A 16,696-nucleotide genomic window follows, 5' to 3' on the forward strand; every position below is an offset into this window, starting at 1 on the left:
CATGAGCGTGATTTATCAAACCACCATCACCCGTATCGGCCAGAGCGCGAAGGAGGCGCTCGGCGAACAGATGCTGATTACGTTTCGGGAAGGCGCGCCGGCGGATATCGAAGAATTTTGCTTCATCCATTGTCATGGCGAACTGACCGGCGCGCTGCAGCCTGGCGCGCGGTGTGAATTGGGTCAACATTGCTATCCGGTCACGGCGGTCGGCAGCGTAGCCGAGCAAAACCTGCGTGAACTGGGGCATATCACTTTGCGCTTCGATGGTCTGCGCGAAGCAGAATTTCCCGGCACCGTACACGTTGCGGGGCCTGTACCGGACGATATCGCGCCGGGCTGTATTTTGACGTTTGTCGCTTAAGGAGAAAAAACATGAATCAAGTTGCCGTTGTCATTGGCGGAGGCCAGACCCTGGGGGCATTCCTTTGCCGTGGGCTTGCAGAAGAAGGATACCGCGTGGCGGTCGTTGATATTCAAAGCGATAAAGCCGCGAATGTCGCCCAAGAAATTAACGCCGATTTTGGCGAAGGTATGGCGTACGGTTTTGGCGCCGACGCCACCAGCGAGCAGAGCGTGCTGGCGCTTTCCCGCGGCGTAGACGAGATTTTCGGGCGCGTCGATCTGCTGGTTTACAGCGCGGGTATCGCCAAAGCGGCGTTTATCAGCGATTTCCAGTTGGGCGATTTTGACCGCTCGCTACAGGTGAATCTGGTGGGCTATTTCCTCTGCGCCCGTGAGTTTTCCCGCCTGATGATCCGCGACGGCATTCAGGGGCGCATTATTCAGATTAACTCTAAATCCGGCAAAGTGGGCAGTAAACACAACTCCGGCTACAGCGCGGCGAAATTCGGCGGCGTGGGGTTAACCCAGTCTCTGGCGCTGGATCTGGCGGAATACGGCATTACCGTACACTCGTTGATGCTCGGCAACCTGTTGAAATCGCCAATGTTCCAGTCACTGCTGCCGCAATACGCCACTAAACTGGGCATTAAGCCCGACGAGGTGGAACAGTATTACATTGATAAAGTACCGCTCAAACGCGGGTGTGATTATCAGGATGTGCTGAACATGCTGCTATTTTATGCCAGCCCGAAAGCGTCTTATTGCACCGGGCAGTCGATCAACGTAACCGGCGGTCAAGTGATGTTCTGACCGTGAATTGCCGGATGGCGCCGTAGGCCGGATAAGACGGTTACGCCGCCATCAGGCAAAACAACAGGAGCACATTATGGTTTCCACTCTGATTACCGTCGCCGTTATCGCCTGGTGTGCGCAACTGGCGCTGGGCGGCTGGCAGATTTCCCGCTTTAATCAAGCTTTCGATAAACTTAGCCAACAGGGACGGGTCGGCGTCGGGCGCTCCGGCGGGCGTTTTAAGCCCCGGGTGGTGGTTGCCGTGGCGCTGGACGAACAGCAGCGGGTGACGGACACTTTATTGATGAAAGGCCTTACGGTATTCGCCAGACCGGTTAAAATTGCCGCAATGCAAGGAAAACATTTGCATGAATTACAGCCTGATGTGATCTTTCCCCATGATTCGCTCGCGCAGAATGCACTATCATTGGCGCTTAAACTGAAACATGGGTAATTTCGTTGTGAATGCGTATAGCTTGCGAAATTATCATTTTGCAACCAATACCCTAAATAATTCGAGTTGCAGGAAGGCGGCGACGCAGTGAATCCCAGGAGCGTACATCAGTACGTGACCGGGGTGAGCGAGGAAAGCCAACGCACATGCAGCGTGAAGTATGACGGGTAAATACATAAGTCAGGGTAATCACGCCTATGAAACCTCGTCAGCGTCAGGCCGCGATTCTGGAGCACCTGCAAAAACAGGGAAAATGCTCGGTTGAAGAACTGGCCCAGTACTTTGACACGACAGGCACCACTATCCGTAAAGATCTGGTCATTCTGGAAAATGCCGGAACCGTCATCCGCACCTATGGCGGCGTGGTGTTGAATAAAGAAGAGTCCGATCCGCCTATTGATCACAAAACGCTTATCAACACCCACAAAAAAGCGCTGATAGCCGCAGCCGCTGTGAAATATATCCATGATGGCGATTCCATTATTCTGGACGCCGGAAGTACCGTGTTACAGATGGTGCCGTTGCTTTCGCGTTTTAGCAACATCACGGTGATGACCAACAGCCTCCATATTGTCAACGCGCTATCGGAACTGGACAACGAACAAACTATCCTGATGCCCGGCGGCACCTTCCGTAAAAAATCGGCGTCGTTTCACGGTCAACTGGCGGAAAACGCCTTTGAGCAATTCAGCTTTGATAAACTTTTCATGGGAACTGACGGTATTGACCTGAACGTCGGTGTGACCACGTTCAATGAGGTTTACACCGTCAGTAACGCAATGTGCAATGCAGCACGCGAGGTGATTCTGATGGCGGACTCCTCAAAATTTGGTCGTAAAAGCCCCAATGTGGTGTGCAGTCTGGAAACCGTCGACAAACTGATCACGGACGCGGGGATCGATCCGGCATTTCGTCAGGCGCTGGAAGCAAAAGGGATTGAAGTAATCATAACCGGAGAAAGCTATGAGTGATGCACTACTAAACGCGGGCCGTCAGACCTTAATGCTGGAGCTACAGGAAGCCAGCCGTCTGCCGGAGCGTCTGGGCGATGATTTTGTCCGCGCCGCCAATATCATTATTCACTGTGAAGGCAAAGTGATCGTTTCCGGCATTGGCAAGTCAGGTCATATTGGTAAAAAAATCGCCGCGACGCTTGCCAGTACCGGTACTCCCGCTTTTTTTGTTCATCCGGCGGAAGCACTGCATGGCGATCTGGGGATGATTGAAAGCCGCGACGTGATGTTATTTATCTCCTATTCCGGCGGCGCAAAAGAACTCGACCTCATCATCCCGCGTCTGGAAGATAAATCCGTCGCGCTGCTGGCGATGACCGGTAAACCTCACTCTCCGCTGGGGCGAGCGGCAAAAGCCGTTCTGGATATTTCCGTCGAGCGTGAAGCCTGTCCGATGCATCTGGCGCCGACATCCAGTACCGTCAATACGCTGATGATGGGCGATGCGCTGGCGATGGCGGTCATGCAGGCGCGCGGTTTTAACGAAGAAGATTTCGCCCGTTCGCATCCGGCTGGCGCACTGGGCGCGCGTTTGCTCAATAATGTGCATCACCTGATGCGCCAGGGCGATGCAATACCGCAGGTGATGCTCGCCACCAGCGTGATGGATGCCATGCTGGAACTTAGCCGCACCGGGCTGGGGCTGGTGGCGGTTTGCGATGAGCAACATGTTGTGAAAGGCGTCTTTACCGACGGCGACCTGCGTCGCTGGCTGGTGGGCGGCGGCGCACTCACCACGCCGGTAAGCGAAGCCATGACGCCCAACGGTATTACGCTCCAGGCGCAAAGCCGCGCCATTGACGCCAAAGAGCTCCTGATGAAACGCAAAATTACCGCCGCGCCAGTGGTCGATGAAAACGGCAAACTCACCGGCGCCATTAACCTGCAGAATTTCTACCAGGCGGGGATTATCTAATCCTTCAGTCCCAGACGCTTCGCCAGCCGATGCAGGTTGGCGACGTCGGTTTCCAGCGCCCGCGCACTGGCCGCCCAGTTGTGATTATTTTGCGCCAGCGCCTGGCGAATCATCTCTCGCTGGAAGTTCTCCGTCGATTCGCGCAAATTGCGGCAGGCCGGCAGCGCCAGAAAGCTTTCCGCAGACGGCGCGGGTAAAACGTCCTCTGACAAGGCAAAATGCTGCGCCTCCAGTATCACCTCATCCCCTGCCCGGGTCGCTCTCGCCAGTACAACCGCACGGTGAATGGCATGTTCCAGCTCCCGGACGTTGCCCGGCCAGCCATAGTTGAGCAAATGGCGGCGCGCGCCGGGACTCAGCACCACGCGGGACAGCCCCAGCCGCAGTCGGCACTGCTCGCAAAAATAGCCCGCCAGCAGCACCACATCATCGCCGCGCTCGCGCAGCGGCGGCACAAAGAGCGGGAAAACGCTCAGGCGATGGAACAGGTCGGCGCGAAAACGCCCCGCCAGCACCTCTTCACGCAGGTCACGGTTGGTCGCCGCCAACACCCGCACATCCACGCGCAGGCTACGATCGTCGCCGACGCGCTGAATATCGCCATACTGCAACACGCGAAGTAGCTTGGCCTGTAGCGCCAGCGACAGTTCGCCAATCTCATCCAGAAACAGCGTGCCGTTATCCGCCATTTCAAACTTACCGCTACGATTACTGATAGCCCCGGTAAAAGCCCCTTTTACATGACCAAACAACTCGCTCTCCGCCACGCTTTCCGGCAGCGCGGCACAGTTGAGATAGACCAGCGGATTGACCGCTCTGGGGGAGCCCTGGTGAATGGCTTTCGCCACCAGCTCTTTACCAGTCCCCGTTTCACCGCCGATCAGCACGTTAAGATCGGAGCCCGCCACAATCTCGATCTCTTTTTTCAACTGCGTCATCGCCGGCGACAGGCCGATCATGTGCGTCTCTTTTATCGGTTCAAACACGCCTGACGACCCCGGCAGCATGTTCTGGCTTTCCAGTTGTTCAATTAACAGCGCATTGCTCAATGCCCCGGCGGCCAGCGCGGCGACAAGCCGCAGCTCTTCATCGCTAAATACCTCGAACTGCTCCGGCGTCATAGCATCAAGGGTCAGCGCACCGATGAGGTTCTGTCCGGCAAACAGCGGCAGACCAACACAGGCGTGGACTTTCAGGCTTTCCTGTCCGGGAATTAACCCGTCATACGGATCGGGTAAATCGCTATCAGCCGGAAAACGCACCACGTCCCCCGCGCGAGCGATGGCTTCCAGGCGCGGATGCCCTTCCAGGGTAAAACGTCTGCCGAGAACGTCCTGCGCCAGGCCATCAATCGCCAGTGGAATAAATTGTCGTGATTCATAACGCAACAGCGCCGAGGCGTCGCACGCCAGAACCTGACGCAGCGTAGTAATCAGCCGCTGAAAACGATCCTGATGCCCAATGCCGCGTTGTAACTCAATGGCGATGCCCGCCAATACCTCCACGGAAAAACTCATGGTTACCTCATTGTCATTTTGACAACCTATAGTGTCATATTGACAGCATCATTTATAGTCTTTTTGACTACACCAAAAATACAAAATTATTATAATTTAATATAAATCAATAAGATGAAAAGTTGGCACACTACCTGCAATAAGCAAAACAACTTTTTGTAAACGTTGAATGAATTGAGGTGGTTATGTCTATTCTGGTTAAAAATAATATTTATTGGGTTGGCCAGCGCGACTGGGAAGTACGTGATTTTCACGGAACCGAATACAAAACGCTGCGCGGCAGCAGCTATAACAGCTATCTCATTCGTGAAGAAAAGAATGTGCTGATCGATACCGTCGATCATAAGTTTAGCCGTGAGTTTGTGCAAAATCTGCGCAGTGAAATCGACCTCGCGGATATCGACTACATCATCATTAACCATGCCGAAGAAGACCATGCAGGCGCGCTGACCGAACTGATGGCGCAGATCCCGGACACGCCTATCTACTGTACCGCCAACGCCATTGACTCTATCAACGGCCATCACCATCACCCGGAATGGAATTTTAAGGTGGTGAAAACCGGCGATACGCTGGATATCGGCAACGGCAAGCAATTGATCTTCGTGGAAACGCCGATGCTGCACTGGCCGGACAGCATGATGACCTATATGACCGGCGACGCGGTGTTATTCAGCAACGACGCCTTTGGTCAGCACTACTGCGACGAGCGCCTGTTCAATGATGAAGTGGACCAAACCGAACTGTTTGAGCAATGCCAGCGCTACTACGCCAATATCCTGACGCCGTTCAGCCGTCTGGTAACGCCAAAAATTACCGAAATCCTCGGCTTCAACCTGCCGGTGGATATGATTGCCACCTCACACGGCGTGGTATGGCGCGACAACCCAACGCAAATCGTGGAGCTGTATCTGAAATGGGCGGCAGATTATCAGGAAGATCGTATCACTATTTTCTACGATACCATGTCGAACAATACTCGCATGATGGCGGATGCCATCGCGCAGGGTATCAACGAAGTAGACCCCAACGTGGCGGTCAAAATTTTTAACGTCGCCCGCAGCGATAAAAATGAAATATTGACCAACGTCTTCCGTTCGAAAGGCGTGCTGGTCGGCACTTCTACCATGAACAACGTGATGATGCCGAAAATCGCTGGTCTGGTGGAAGAGATGACCGGCCTGCGCTTTCGCAACAAACGCGCCAGCGCCTTCGGTTCTCATGGCTGGAGCGGCGGCGCGGTGGATCGACTGTCCACGCGCTTACAGGATGCCGGTTTTGAAATGTCCCTGAGTCTGAAAGCGAAATGGCGTCCGGATCTGGATGCGCTGGAGTTGTGCCGTCAGCATGGTCGCGACATCGCCCGTCAGTGGGCGCTTGCTCCGCTGCCGGAAACCACACAGCAAATCGCGCCAGCCGAAGAAATCACAACCTGCGCCGCCGCAGACCTCGGTCCTAAAATGCAATGCAGCGTATGCCAGTGGATTTACGACCCTGCGCTGGGCGAGCCGTTGCAGGATGTCGCGCCGGGTACGCCGTGGAGCGACGTGCCGGATAACTTCCTGTGCCCGGAATGTTCATTAGGTAAAGACGTGTTCGACGTACTGGCGACGGAGGCAAAATGAGTCGGGGGATCATCATTATTGGGTCGGGCTTCGCCGCCCGCCAGCTCGTCAAAAATATCCGTAAACAAGATGCGCATGTGCCGTTAACCCTGATTGCGGCGGACAGCATGGATGAGTACAACAAGCCCGATCTCAGCCACGTTATCAGCCAGTCGCAGCGCGCCGATGATCTCACCCGCCAGTTAGCGGGGGAATTTGCTGAACAGTTTAATCTGCGACTGTTCCCGCATACCAGGGTTGCTGACATTGATGCCGATGCCCATGTGGTGAAAAGTCAGGATAAGCAGTGGCAGTACGACAAGCTGGTACTGGCGACCGGGGCGACAGCCTTTGTGCCGCCGATTGCAGGACGTGAGTTAATGCTTACTTTGAATAGCCAGCAGGAGTACCGCGCCTGTGAGACACAACTGCGCGACGCGCAGCGAGTGCTGATTGTCGGCGGCGGTCTCATTGGCAGTGAATTAGCGATGGATTTCTGCCGCGCCGGGAAAACGGTAACGCTGATGGATAACGCCGCCAGCCTTCTCGCCTCACTGATGCCACCGGAAGTGAGCAGTCGCTTACAGCATCACCTGACCGATATGGGGGTGCATCTGCTGCTGAAATCGCAGTTGCAAAAACTGGAGAAAACCGAAGCCGGTATCCGCGCTACGCTGGTAAGCCAGCATAGTATTGAGGTCGATGCGGTGATTGCCGCCACCGGCTTACGCCCGGAAACCGCTCTGGCGCGCCGCGCCGGGGTAGCCGTCAACCGCGGCGTCTGCGTGGATAGCTATCTACAGACCAGTCACCCGGATATTTATGCGATCGGCGATTGCGCGGAGATCAACGGTCAGGTGCTGCCCTTCCTGCAACCGATCCAGTTAAGCGCGATGTACCTGGCGAAAAATCTGCTCGGCGGCAACGCGCCGCTGAAGCTACCGGCGATGCTGGTCAAAGTCAAAACGCCGGAACTGCCGCTGCATCTGGCGGGAGAAACTCAGCGCCGTGATTTAAGCTGGCAGATTACCGCAGAATCTGACGGTATGATTGCCAAAGGCATGAGTGGAGAAGGCCAGCTACGCGCCTTTGTGGTGAGTGAAGACCGCATGAAAGAGGCCTTTGCACTGCTGAAAACGTTGTCGGTATAAGCCTGTGATGCCGGATAGCGCCGCTTCGCGTCTTATCCGGCCTACGAGTGAGCATCTGTTTACAGGCCGAATAAGGCGCAGCCGCCATCCGGTGCCCTACACTTCCCTTAATGCTCGCGCTGCGGCAATCACACCCTGTCCAAACGACATCCCGCCGTCGCCCGCTGGTAACCGCTGCGGAAATAACAATTTAAAATCAGAAAGATAAAAGGCAAGACGCGCGCGAAGTAAGCGGTTGTGTATCACCCCGCCGCTGAAGACCAGAGTGGTTATCCCCCGCGCCGTAGCCTGCTGACGCATTAGCGTGGCAAACCCGCACGCCAGCGCATCATGAAAAGCCCAGGCGCGTTGCGCGGGCGTGGCCTGCCAGTTCAACCATTGCCGCCAGAAAACAGCGACGTCCAGTTGAGCGCCGTTAAGCGGCATCGTTACCGGATGCTCAACGTTAGCGCATTGAGAGGCCAGCGCCTCCAGCGCGCAGGCGGCCTCGCCCTCATAGCTAAGCGATGCTGGCGCGCAGCGAAGCGCGGCAGCCACCGCGTCAAACAACCGCCCGCAGGAAGAGGCCAACGGGGAATTGACGCCGCGCTCAATGGCGCGCGCCAGGACATTCCATTTTTGCTGTTGCAGCCCCGCTGTCTCCGGGTAATCCTGCCAGTCCGGCACAAAGCGCAGGCACTGCGCTAACAGATTACGCCACGGCTGTTTGGCAGCCAGATCGCCTCCCGGCAGCGCCACGGCGGGTAAACCACCTAAATGTTCGCATTCGCGATAATTGACCCGCAGACATTCTCCGCCCCATAGCGCGCCATTCTCACCCATGCCGATACCGTCTACCGTCAGGGCAATCACCTCTCCGCCGTCCAGCGGCCAACCATGCTCGGCCAGGCAAGCCGCCGCATGGGCATGATGGTGTAACACCGTCTCTGTCGGCAGACGCATCTCACTGGCCCACTGACTGGAAACATAGCCCGGATGCGCATCACAGACGATACGCTCTGGCGTAAAATCGTAGATTGACTGGATCAGGCGCAATGCCTCGCGCCACTGCGCCTGGATACCGTCATCGCTGAGATCGCCCAAATGTTGGCTGACAACCGCCTGTTCGCCGCGTACCAGACAGAACGTGTTTTTCAGATCCGCGCCCAGACAAAGTATCGGCGGCACATCGCGAAATCCTGGCGGCAACGCAATCGCGTCCGGCACGTATCCCCGCGAACGACGCAGCATTTCGCCGCTGTCGCGCACGACAGAGTCGTCCATGCGCTGTACAATGTCGCGATTGTGCAACAGAAAACCATCGGCAATATCGTGTAAATCGTCCAGCGCCTGTTCGTTGGTGATGGCGGGCGGTTTGCCGCTCAGGTTGCCGGATGTCATCACCAGCGGGTAATCGAGCGCCTGCAACAAGAGATGTTGCAATGGGTTGGCGGGCAGCATCACGCCCACCTCCGTAAGCCCTGGCGCGATGCCCTCACTCATCGAAGGTACATACTGCTTATCCACCAGTACAATCGGGGCCGCTGGCGTGGTCAGCAGCGAACGCGCCGCGGTCGGCAGCGTTTGCGCCGTGGGCAACATCACCGCCAATGGTTTCGCCGGACGATGTTTACGCGCCCGCAGCATCGCCACTGCGTTATCGTTGCGCGCGTCGCAGGCCAGATGAAAACCACCCAGCCCTTTAACGGCAATAATGCCTCCGGCGTTCAGTTGGGCGACCGCCGCCTGCAAAGCCGCCTCTTTTTCCGCTCGTTCATGTTGGCTCCGCCACTCAAGATGCGGCCCGCATGACGGACAGGCAACGGGCTGGGCATGAAAACGGCGATCGTACGGATCGCGGTATTCGCTGTCGCATTCCGGACACAAGGGAAACGCCGCCATTACCGTAAATGGCCGGTCATAGGGCATAGCGCGAATAATGGTGAAGCGTGGTCCACAGTGGGTGCAATTGATGAAAGGATAACGGTAGCGCCGCTCGCCTGGGGTATTCATCTCGGCAAGACATGCCGGGCAGGTCGCCGCATCCGGCACGATTTGCGTGTTCATCGAACCGCCTGCGCTCTGACGAATGGTGAAATCCGTCGGTGCGCGCTCCCATACCAACGACGCGTGTTCAACGCTGTCAATGCGCGCCAGCGGCGGGCAATCCTGATAGAGCGCGGCAATAAATTGCGACGGCTCTTCCAGCAGCCGAACGACGACGCCGTCGCCGTCATTACACACGTCGCCGTGTAATCGCAACTGCTGCGCCAGCTGCCAGACAAAAGGACGAAAACCGACGCCCTGTACTTTGCCCCGAATGCGTAGCTGTACGCCGGAAGGTGTGTCTATCGCCATCTTATTTTCCCGCCATCATCGAACCCGGATGCCTGATGGCGCGACGCTTATCAGGCCTACAACCGCACGGACCGTAGACCGGATAAGGCATTGATGCCGCCATCCGGCAATGCTTTGTGGCGTATTCTACGCGCAATCGCAGAAATCAGAAAAGCAGCGATGCCGTTGAATCCAGCGCCGCACGACGGCGTTTTTCCGCGCTTAGCTGTTCAAGCTTATTGCGGTCCACGCAGATGAGGGCGTGCGTTGGGCAAGCGGCCATACAGGCCGGACCGGCCTCACGGTGGTGACACAGATCGCACTTGTTGGCTTCGGCTTTTTCAGCACGCACGTTCAGCCCCGCGCCGCTATTGCGAACCACCGGACGTACCACCACTTCCATGGCGCCGTAAGGACATGCCACAACGCAAGTTTTACAGCCAATGCAGCGTTCCTGCATCACATGAACAAAGCCTTTGTCACGGCTGATGGCGCCATTCGGGCAAACGTTGGCGCACGGCGCGTCTTCACACTGGCGACACAGCGTTGCCGTGGAAACGTTCACGCCTTTGATGACATGGATACGAGGTAAAAAGGTTTCAGGGGTCAGCGATGCGCAATCCTGATTTTCCTGATGGGATACGACGCAAGCCACTTCACAGGTACGGCAACCAATGCATTTACTCGCGTCTGCAATGATGAAACGGTTCATCAAATTCTCCAGCAATAACAGATGATGTGCCGATATATACACGAATCGTGCCAATTTTTATTTCATTGTTATTTAAGAATATTATTTCTATTTTCGTGAGCATTTACGTGTCATCGTCACAAGTGTCGATGACACGTAATGTCGCCAGTGGTGGTCAAGATTTACAGTGATAGCCATCCGATTCTGCACCGAAACTGGCATCAATCCTGATTAACGCCCGGCAATACGTTACCGCGTATTAAACAGCGCTGCGTAAGGGAAAGATCGTCCGTTTGCGGATTCCTTCCGGCAATAGGTTTGATAATTAATTTACGGCCAGGATAGTGATTAAAGCGGGTCAGCGCCGGATAACTCAACCGGCCAAACCAGCCGTGTACGCGCTGCCAGCGGGCGTCCTTCACCTGATATAAATTGGTTATCCAGTAGCCTGAGTCAAACTGCATATCCAACAGTTGCGTGCGACCATTGCCCTGTAAATCAAGCAAATCATCGACGCCAGTATCGGTGGCGGTATAAAACCCCCACGGTTCAAAGACGCAGGGGCGGCCATTCTTGAGAAAGGTGAAAATGATGTATTGCGCGCTCGGCGCCAGGCCCAACCCAGGATTGCCCAACCAGATAACCAGATCCTGAATGCCGTTACGATCGAGGTCAGCGCGATAAAATTGCGCATTACCCGCCAAATTAATCAGCATTCCCACCGGGACAACCCACGAATTACCGGCTCTGTCTTTTCCGCTAATCCGCCATTCGTTATCTTTTTTCGGCTCCGGCAGTAGCGTCACGCCACTGACTCCGACCTGGCGAAAATACCAGGTCTGGTCGGGCGATACAGAATAAGGCAGGGTCAACAGCGGCTTCAGCGCACGCTTTTGCGCATATTCACTGTCGCTCATCGGCAGGTAACCGACAACACCGGTGGCCAGTGCGCGCGCGGCGATGCAGAAAAATAGCAGTCCGCACCATACGATAATCTTCACGTCCTTCTTATAACCTTTGCCGTGTAACACAAATTATCCCTAAATATGTGCGCATTTTACGCCTCCGGCGCTTCCAGCGCGGCAAATCCGCCGTTTCCCTGCCAGCCTTCCAGACGCTGATAGACAGTGTTTACCGCGTCCTTAATCGGTTGAGTCATCGGATAATAAAACCCGACGATATCCGGCTGGATACCAACAAAAATCACCTCGCCGACATCCTCTTTCAGCTGATCGATAAGGTAGTTGAGCGGCATATTGTGGGTGGTCATCATAAACATTTCGGCGATATCATCCGGATCGATAATGCGGATCTCGCCCGGATTAAGTCCCATATCGGTGGCGTCGACAATCAACAGACGCTGCGGGCGCAGTTCTCGAATCGCCACAATGTCGTTTTCCGGCGCGCTGCCGCCGTCGATGACAACCCAGTTGCCCTTCGGCTGCGCCACGCACATTTCCGCCAGTAATGGGCCTGCGCCGTCGTCGCCCATCATGCTGTTGCCGACACAGAGTAAAACGTCAGTCACGAAGCCTCCTCACCATCAGGTAGATGGCGCTTTCCTGATGAATGTCATGCAGCATACTGAGCATCAGTTTGCTCCATTCTTGCTGCTGCGGGGTCTGCGCGGCGCGCGCCTCATCAAACGCGCGCGCCAGCATTTGCACATGGTTGAAATCGATGACGATCTCGCCATACTTCGGCACGCCTTCCATTTTACGCCGGGCATCGCTACCGGCTTCCAGGGTGGCGATCCACGCCAGATACTCATCCCATGGGCAGGTGAGCGCGGCCTCCAGGCAATCGATAACCCCCAGGTGGTGACCAATCGCCAGGCTGTAATAGACAACCTGCTGCGCCTCGGCGGGCGTCGCATCGTTCTCATCAATAAACTTACGGCTCAGTTGACTGAACACCACCTGTTCGCTCATCGGATACGCGCCTCTTCAACAACATGATTGAGATGGGTGACAATTTCGGTTAAACGCGGATCGTTTTCCGCTTCCAGCCAACGCGCCACTTGCTGCTCGCCCTGCCCCAACTGTGTCAGGTAATCATCGGCGATCTGACGACCATAGCGATAACCCGCCAGCCGGCGCGCCGCGCGATCCACCTTCACGCGCAGCGGCTGCACCATATCCGGATGCAGGATCTCTGCGGGCTGATCGTCCAGCTCACCCGGCGCGCGGGCGTGGATTTTCTGCTCCAGCAGGCCAAGCGCCATTGCAAATCCGTACAACGTGGCGGCAGGCGTTGGCGGGCAGCCTGGAATATACACATCCACCGGGACGATTTTGTCGGTACCGCCCCAGACGCAGTACAGATCATGGAAGATGCCACCGCTGTTGCCGCAGGCGCCGTAAGAGATACAGATTTTCGGGTCCGGTGCCGACTGCCAGGCGCGCAGCGCCGGAGAGCGCATGGCGCGGGTGACCGCGCCGGTAAACAACAGAATATCGGCATGACGCGGCGACGGTACTACTTTGATGCCGAAACGCTCGGCATCAAACAACGGCGAAAGCGTCGCAAAGATTTCGATTTCACAGCCGTTACAGCCGCCGCAGTCCACGCGGTAAACGTATGCCGAACGCTTAATATTTTTCAGTAGAGACGCCTTCATGCTGGCGATGGATTCATCCACCGTCATCGGTACCGGAATGCCGTTGGCGTCACGCGGGCCTAATAAATTGCTCATTAGCTGACCTCTTTCATATGGCGAGTCAGTTCAATACGGTCGGACGGCACCAGGCATTTCTGACGCTTACAGTCCGGGCAGGTCTCAAAGCTTTCGCGGTGGTTTTCCGCGCGGCTGTCGCCGTTGTGCGCAAGCAGCGCAATGGCGTAGTCGATCTCTTTCTGTACCGCGAAAGGACGATTACACACGCGACAGTTGCACAGCGCGAAGCGGGACTGTTGCAGGAAATCTTCTTTCTTCCACACTGCCAGTTCGTACTCTTGCGACAGTTTGATCGCCGCCGTCGGGCAAACTTCTTCGCAGCGACCGCAGAAGATGCAGCGGCCAAGATTGAACTGCCACGCCAGCTCATTAGTCGCAAGATCGGTTTCCACCGTCAGCGCGTTCGACGGGCAGGCATTAACACAGGCGGCGCAGCCGATGCACTGCTGCGGATTATGTTCCGGCTTGCCGCGGAAGTTTTTATCAACCGCAATCGGCTCCAGCGGATAAGACGAGGTCGCCGTGCCGGTTTTGATAACTTTTTTGATAAAGGTAAACATGGCGATTCCTTATTTCAGCGGCGAGTTTTTACGCTCAATGCTGTAGCGCTCAAGTTCTTTGTACGGCACGACTTTGCTCTTCTTCTTACGCACATCGACCACGGTCATCCGGTCGGTACAGGAGTAGCACGGGTCGAGGCTGCCGATAATCAGCGGCGCATCGGAGACGGTGTTGCCGCGCAGCATATAGCGCAGCGTCGGCCAGTTGGCGTAGGTCGCCGCACGACAGCGCCAGCGGTAAAGCTTTTGGTTGTCGCCGGTCATGCTCCAGTGGATATCATCGCCACGCGGCGCTTCGGCAAAGCCGAGCGCAAAACGGTGCGGAATATAGGTAAAGCCTTCCACCATCAGCGGGCCGCCCGGCAGATTATCCAGACCGAAATCGATCATATTCAGCGAGGTGTAAACTTCGTTGATACGGACTTTCAGACGAGAAATCACATCGCAGCCCTGCTCGCTGTGCACTTCCATCGGCAGCAGGCCATAGCCCACAAACGGGTGGTCGGCTCGGGTGTCGCGGGCGTGACCGCTGGCGCGCACCATCGGGCCGACATTACTGAAGTCGCGGGCAATTTCCGGGTCCAGACGGCCGATACCCACGGTACGCTGTTCCATATTCGGCGTGCTCAGCAGCATGTCCACCAGCTCCTGCACGTCACGACGCATCTGCTGCGCCAGTTGACGGGTCTGGATCATGTCCTCTTTGAGCAGATCGCGGCGAATCCCGCCGATCAGGTTCAGACCGTAAGTTTTGCGCGCCCCGGTAAGGATCTCCGCCATCTTCATGGAGGTTTCACGCACGCGGAAGAACTGCATAAAGCCGGAGTCAAAGCCGGTAAAGTGGCAGGCGAGGCCTAGGTTCAGCAGGTGCGAGTGCAGGCGTTCCACTTCCAGCAGAATGGCGCGGATCATCTGCGCACGCTCCGGCACCTGAATGCCCATCGCGTTTTCCACGGAAGTGGTGTAGGCAGTGCTGTGCGCGAAACCGCAGATACCACACACGCGATCCGACAGGAAGGTGACTTCGTTATAACCCATGCGGGTTTCCGCCAGTTTTTCCATACCACGGTGGACGTAGAACAGGCGGTAGTCGGCGTCGATAATGTTTTCGCCATCGACGAACAGACGGAAGTGTCCCGGCTCATCGGAGGTGACATGCAGCGGGCCAATCGGCACCACGTTATTTTTCTTGTCACCCAGCTCGTTAATGAACTCGTAGGTTTCCGCATCGGTGGTCGGCGCCGGGCGCTGACGATAATCCATGCTGTCTTTACGCAGCGGATAGAGTTCATCCGGCCAGTCGTCCGGCAGCACCAGACGGCGCTCGTCCGGCAGACCGACCGGGATTAAACCGTACATGTCGCGTACTTCGCGCTCACCCCACACGGCAGCCGGCACGCGCGGCGTAACGGATGGGAATTCCAGCTTATTGGCATCTACTTCAACGCGAACGGTAATCCAGCACTTCGTGCCCTGCTCCATCGACAGCACGTAATAAACGGCATAGTGGCCGCACAACTGGCGTTCGTCATTACCGAACAGCACCGACAACCACCCACCCTGCTGGTAGTAAAGAAACTCCACCACTTCCGGCAGATAGTTCACTTTTACCGTAATAGTCAGCTGATCTTTGGTCTGCCAGGCTTCGTCCAGCACGACGCCCGGAAACGCCTGGTGCAGCGCCGCAAGGTATTGTTGACCTAATTTTTCTTCAGACATGCTCAAACTCTCTTAAATCACGCCGCCAGCAAGGAGACGAAGGCTAAAAACGCAAACCCAAAACCGGCCCAGGTCACGCGTGAAGTGGCGCAAAAACGCAGTCGCGCCATGCTGTTTTCAAACAGGGCGATCACCAGTACGCCGACAATCAGCTTGACGACGGCAATCACCAGCGCCAGCAACAGTCCGCCTGCGCTGAAGGTTTCCATCTGTCCCCACGGCAGAAACACGCCGACGAACATTTGCAGCACCACCAGTTGCTTAAGGCTGATGCCCCATTTCAGCACCGCAAAGCCGCTACCGCTGTATTCGGTCAACGGCCCTTCCTGCAACTCCTGCTCCGCTTCCGCCAGGTCGAACGGCAGCTTGCCCATTTCGATAAAGGTGGCGAAGGCGCAGGCGCACAGCGCCAGAATCAGCGGAATACTGCGCGCGACAGGCCAGTGATAAATGGTATCGGCGATATTGCTGATATGAGTTGAACCCGCCACCTGCGCGGCGACCCACAGACCCAGCAGCAGAATCGGCTCCACCAGCACGCCGAGCATCGCTTCACGGCTGGCGCCGATCGCGGTGAACGGACTGCCGGTATCCAGGCCTGCAATAGAGAAGAAGAAGCGCGCGATGGCGAACAGGTAAATCAGGGTGATTAAATCACCCAGTTGCGGCAACGGAGATCCAACGGTGACGACCGGCAGCGCGGTGGCGATAGTCAGCATCACGCCGACCATCACAAACGGCGTCAGGCGAAAAACCCAGCCGGAATCAGCGGGCGCAATACTCTGACGACCGAGCAGTTTGATAATGTCGCGGTACTCCTGCAACACGCCCGGCCCACGGCGATTGTGTAGACGGGCGCGCGCCACGCGAGTAATACCGGACAGCAATGGCGCAACGGCAAATAGCACCAGCGCCTGAATTAACGGATAAAACACACTCAT

The 16,696-nt window shown here is 56.2% G+C and carries 17 protein-coding genes; 7 read left to right on the forward strand and 10 right to left on the reverse strand.

Annotated features, from left to right (window positions below):
* The first annotated feature begins 1 nt into the window (after window position 1).
* The 5 genes from srlB (at window position 2) to gutQ (ending at window position 3,520) form a co-directional block, all read left to right on the forward strand.
* On the forward strand, window positions 2–364 hold the full coding sequence (srlB, locus tag ACFK9X_RS18600; RefSeq protein WP_000111553.1) for a PTS glucitol/sorbitol transporter subunit IIA: 363 nt from the start codon (window positions 2–4) through the stop codon (window positions 362–364).
* 11 nt (window positions 365–375) lie between these two features.
* Window positions 376–1,155 (forward strand): sorbitol-6-phosphate dehydrogenase, encoded by a 780-nt coding sequence (srlD, locus tag ACFK9X_RS18605; RefSeq protein ID WP_001077372.1) that lies wholly within the window; start codon window positions 376–378, stop codon window positions 1,153–1,155.
* 76 nt (window positions 1,156–1,231) lie between these two features.
* Complete coding sequence (gutM, locus tag ACFK9X_RS18610) at window positions 1,232–1,591, forward strand: transcriptional regulator GutM (RefSeq protein ID WP_023259044.1); 360 nt, start codon at window positions 1,232–1,234, stop codon at window positions 1,589–1,591.
* 197 nt (window positions 1,592–1,788) lie between these two features.
* Window positions 1,789–2,562, forward strand: a complete 774-nt coding sequence (srlR, locus tag ACFK9X_RS18615) for a glucitol operon DNA-binding transcriptional repressor SrlR (RefSeq protein ID WP_151117304.1) — start codon at window positions 1,789–1,791, stop codon at window positions 2,560–2,562.
* Entirely contained in the window at window positions 2,555–3,520 is a 966-nt protein-coding gene (gene gutQ / locus ACFK9X_RS18620; protein WP_151117306.1) for an arabinose-5-phosphate isomerase GutQ, read from the forward strand. Before srlR ends, gutQ begins: the two co-directional genes overlap by 8 nt.
* Here the strand turns inward: gutQ and norR are convergent.
* Window positions 3,517–5,037, reverse strand: a complete 1,521-nt coding sequence (norR, locus tag ACFK9X_RS18625) for a nitric oxide reductase transcriptional regulator NorR (RefSeq protein WP_151117307.1) — start codon at window positions 5,035–5,037, stop codon at window positions 3,517–3,519. The genes gutQ and norR overlap by 4 nt on opposite strands.
* A 185-nt stretch (window positions 5,038–5,222) precedes the next feature.
* Between norR and norV the strand changes: the two genes are divergently transcribed.
* Together norV and norW are read left to right on the forward strand one after the other, a co-directional pair.
* On the forward strand, window positions 5,223–6,662 hold the full coding sequence (gene norV, locus ACFK9X_RS18630; protein ID WP_151117309.1) for an anaerobic nitric oxide reductase flavorubredoxin: 1,440 nt from the start codon (window positions 5,223–5,225) through the stop codon (window positions 6,660–6,662).
* Window positions 6,659–7,792, forward strand: a complete 1,134-nt coding sequence (gene norW / locus ACFK9X_RS18635) for an NADH:flavorubredoxin reductase NorW (protein ID WP_127821145.1) — start codon at window positions 6,659–6,661, stop codon at window positions 7,790–7,792. The genes norV and norW overlap by 4 nt, the downstream gene beginning before the upstream one ends.
* Before the next feature lie 96 nt (window positions 7,793–7,888).
* On the opposite strand, the gene hypF is transcribed toward norW, so the two are convergent.
* The 9 genes from hypF to ACFK9X_RS18680 all read right to left on the reverse strand — a co-directional run bounded on the left by hypF (window position 7,889) and on the right by ACFK9X_RS18680 (window position 16,696).
* The gene (gene hypF / locus ACFK9X_RS18640; protein ID WP_151117311.1) at window positions 7,889–10,129 is read right to left on the reverse strand and encodes a carbamoyltransferase HypF; all 2,241 of its coding nucleotides are present in this window, start codon (window positions 10,127–10,129) and stop codon (window positions 7,889–7,891) included.
* A 145-nt stretch (window positions 10,130–10,274) separates the two neighbouring features.
* On the reverse strand, window positions 10,275–10,820 hold the full coding sequence (hydN, locus tag ACFK9X_RS18645) for an electron transport protein HydN (RefSeq protein ID WP_001078791.1): 546 nt from the start codon (window positions 10,818–10,820) through the stop codon (window positions 10,275–10,277).
* Between the two features lie 200 nt (window positions 10,821–11,020).
* Window positions 11,021–11,830, reverse strand: a complete 810-nt coding sequence (locus tag ACFK9X_RS18650) for a hypothetical protein (RefSeq protein ID WP_151117313.1) — start codon at window positions 11,828–11,830, stop codon at window positions 11,021–11,023.
* Between the two features lie 26 nt (window positions 11,831–11,856).
* Complete coding sequence (gene hycI, locus ACFK9X_RS18655; protein WP_151117316.1) at window positions 11,857–12,327, reverse strand: hydrogenase maturation peptidase HycI; 471 nt, start codon at window positions 12,325–12,327, stop codon at window positions 11,857–11,859.
* The gene (locus ACFK9X_RS18660) at window positions 12,320–12,730 is read right to left on the reverse strand and encodes a formate hydrogenlyase maturation HycH family protein (RefSeq protein WP_000003725.1); all 411 of its coding nucleotides are present in this window, start codon (window positions 12,728–12,730) and stop codon (window positions 12,320–12,322) included. The genes hycI and ACFK9X_RS18660 overlap by 8 nt, the downstream gene beginning before the upstream one ends.
* Window positions 12,727–13,494 carry a formate hydrogenlyase subunit HycG gene (hycG, locus tag ACFK9X_RS18665; RefSeq protein WP_000067419.1) on the reverse strand — a complete coding sequence of 256 codons (768 nt, stop codon included), beginning with the start codon at window positions 13,492–13,494 and terminating at the stop codon, window positions 12,727–12,729. Before hycG ends, ACFK9X_RS18660 begins: the two co-directional genes overlap by 4 nt.
* Window positions 13,494–14,036: a formate hydrogenlyase subunit HycF gene (gene hycF, locus ACFK9X_RS18670; protein WP_000493767.1), complete on the reverse strand. Its 543-nt coding sequence runs from the start codon at window positions 14,034–14,036 to the stop codon at window positions 13,494–13,496. The genes hycG and hycF overlap by 1 nt, the downstream gene beginning before the upstream one ends.
* 9 nt (window positions 14,037–14,045) lie before the next feature.
* Window positions 14,046–15,755, reverse strand: a complete 1,710-nt coding sequence (gene hycE, locus ACFK9X_RS18675) for a formate hydrogenlyase subunit HycE (RefSeq protein WP_001288155.1) — start codon at window positions 15,753–15,755, stop codon at window positions 14,046–14,048.
* Between the two features lie 17 nt (window positions 15,756–15,772).
* The gene (locus ACFK9X_RS18680) at window positions 15,773–16,696 is read right to left on the reverse strand and encodes a respiratory chain complex I subunit 1 family protein (RefSeq protein WP_000110563.1); all 924 of its coding nucleotides are present in this window, start codon (window positions 16,694–16,696) and stop codon (window positions 15,773–15,775) included.

Origin of the sequence: Salmonella sp. WC3, from assembly GCF_042932255.1 — a bacterium.
Lineage (GTDB): Bacteria > Pseudomonadota > Gammaproteobacteria > Enterobacterales > Enterobacteriaceae > Salmonella > Salmonella enterica.

Coding starts and splice junctions, on each gene's coding strand:
- norV (WP_151117309.1), top strand. CDS start 5,223: ATGTCTATTCTGGTTAAAAATAATATTTATTGGGTTGGCCAGCGCGAC.
- ACFK9X_RS18660 (WP_000003725.1), bottom strand. CDS start 12,730: ATGAGCGAACAGGTGGTGTTCAGTCAACTGAGCCGTAAGTTTATTGAT.
- srlR (WP_151117304.1), top strand. CDS start 1,789: ATGAAACCTCGTCAGCGTCAGGCCGCGATTCTGGAGCACCTGCAAAAA.
- norW (WP_127821145.1), top strand. CDS start 6,659: ATGAGTCGGGGGATCATCATTATTGGGTCGGGCTTCGCCGCCCGCCAG.
- srlD (WP_001077372.1), top strand. CDS start 376: ATGAATCAAGTTGCCGTTGTCATTGGCGGAGGCCAGACCCTGGGGGCA.
- hycF (WP_000493767.1), bottom strand. CDS start 14,036: ATGTTTACCTTTATCAAAAAAGTTATCAAAACCGGCACGGCGACCTCG.
- hydN (WP_001078791.1), bottom strand. CDS start 10,820: ATGAACCGTTTCATCATTGCAGACGCGAGTAAATGCATTGGTTGCCGT.
- norR (WP_151117307.1), bottom strand. CDS start 5,037: ATGAGTTTTTCCGTGGAGGTATTGGCGGGCATCGCCATTGAGTTACAA.
- hypF (WP_151117311.1), bottom strand. CDS start 10,129: ATGGCGATAGACACACCTTCCGGCGTACAGCTACGCATTCGGGGCAAA.
- hycE (WP_001288155.1), bottom strand. CDS start 15,755: ATGTCTGAAGAAAAATTAGGTCAACAATACCTTGCGGCGCTGCACCAG.
- ACFK9X_RS18680 (WP_000110563.1), bottom strand. CDS start 16,696: ATGAGTGTGTTTTATCCGTTAATTCAGGCGCTGGTGCTATTTGCCGTT.
- hycG (WP_000067419.1), bottom strand. CDS start 13,494: ATGAGCAATTTATTAGGCCCGCGTGACGCCAACGGCATTCCGGTACCG.
- gutQ (WP_151117306.1), top strand. CDS start 2,555: ATGAGTGATGCACTACTAAACGCGGGCCGTCAGACCTTAATGCTGGAG.
- gutM (WP_023259044.1), top strand. CDS start 1,232: ATGGTTTCCACTCTGATTACCGTCGCCGTTATCGCCTGGTGTGCGCAA.
- srlB (WP_000111553.1), top strand. CDS start 2: ATGAGCGTGATTTATCAAACCACCATCACCCGTATCGGCCAGAGCGCG.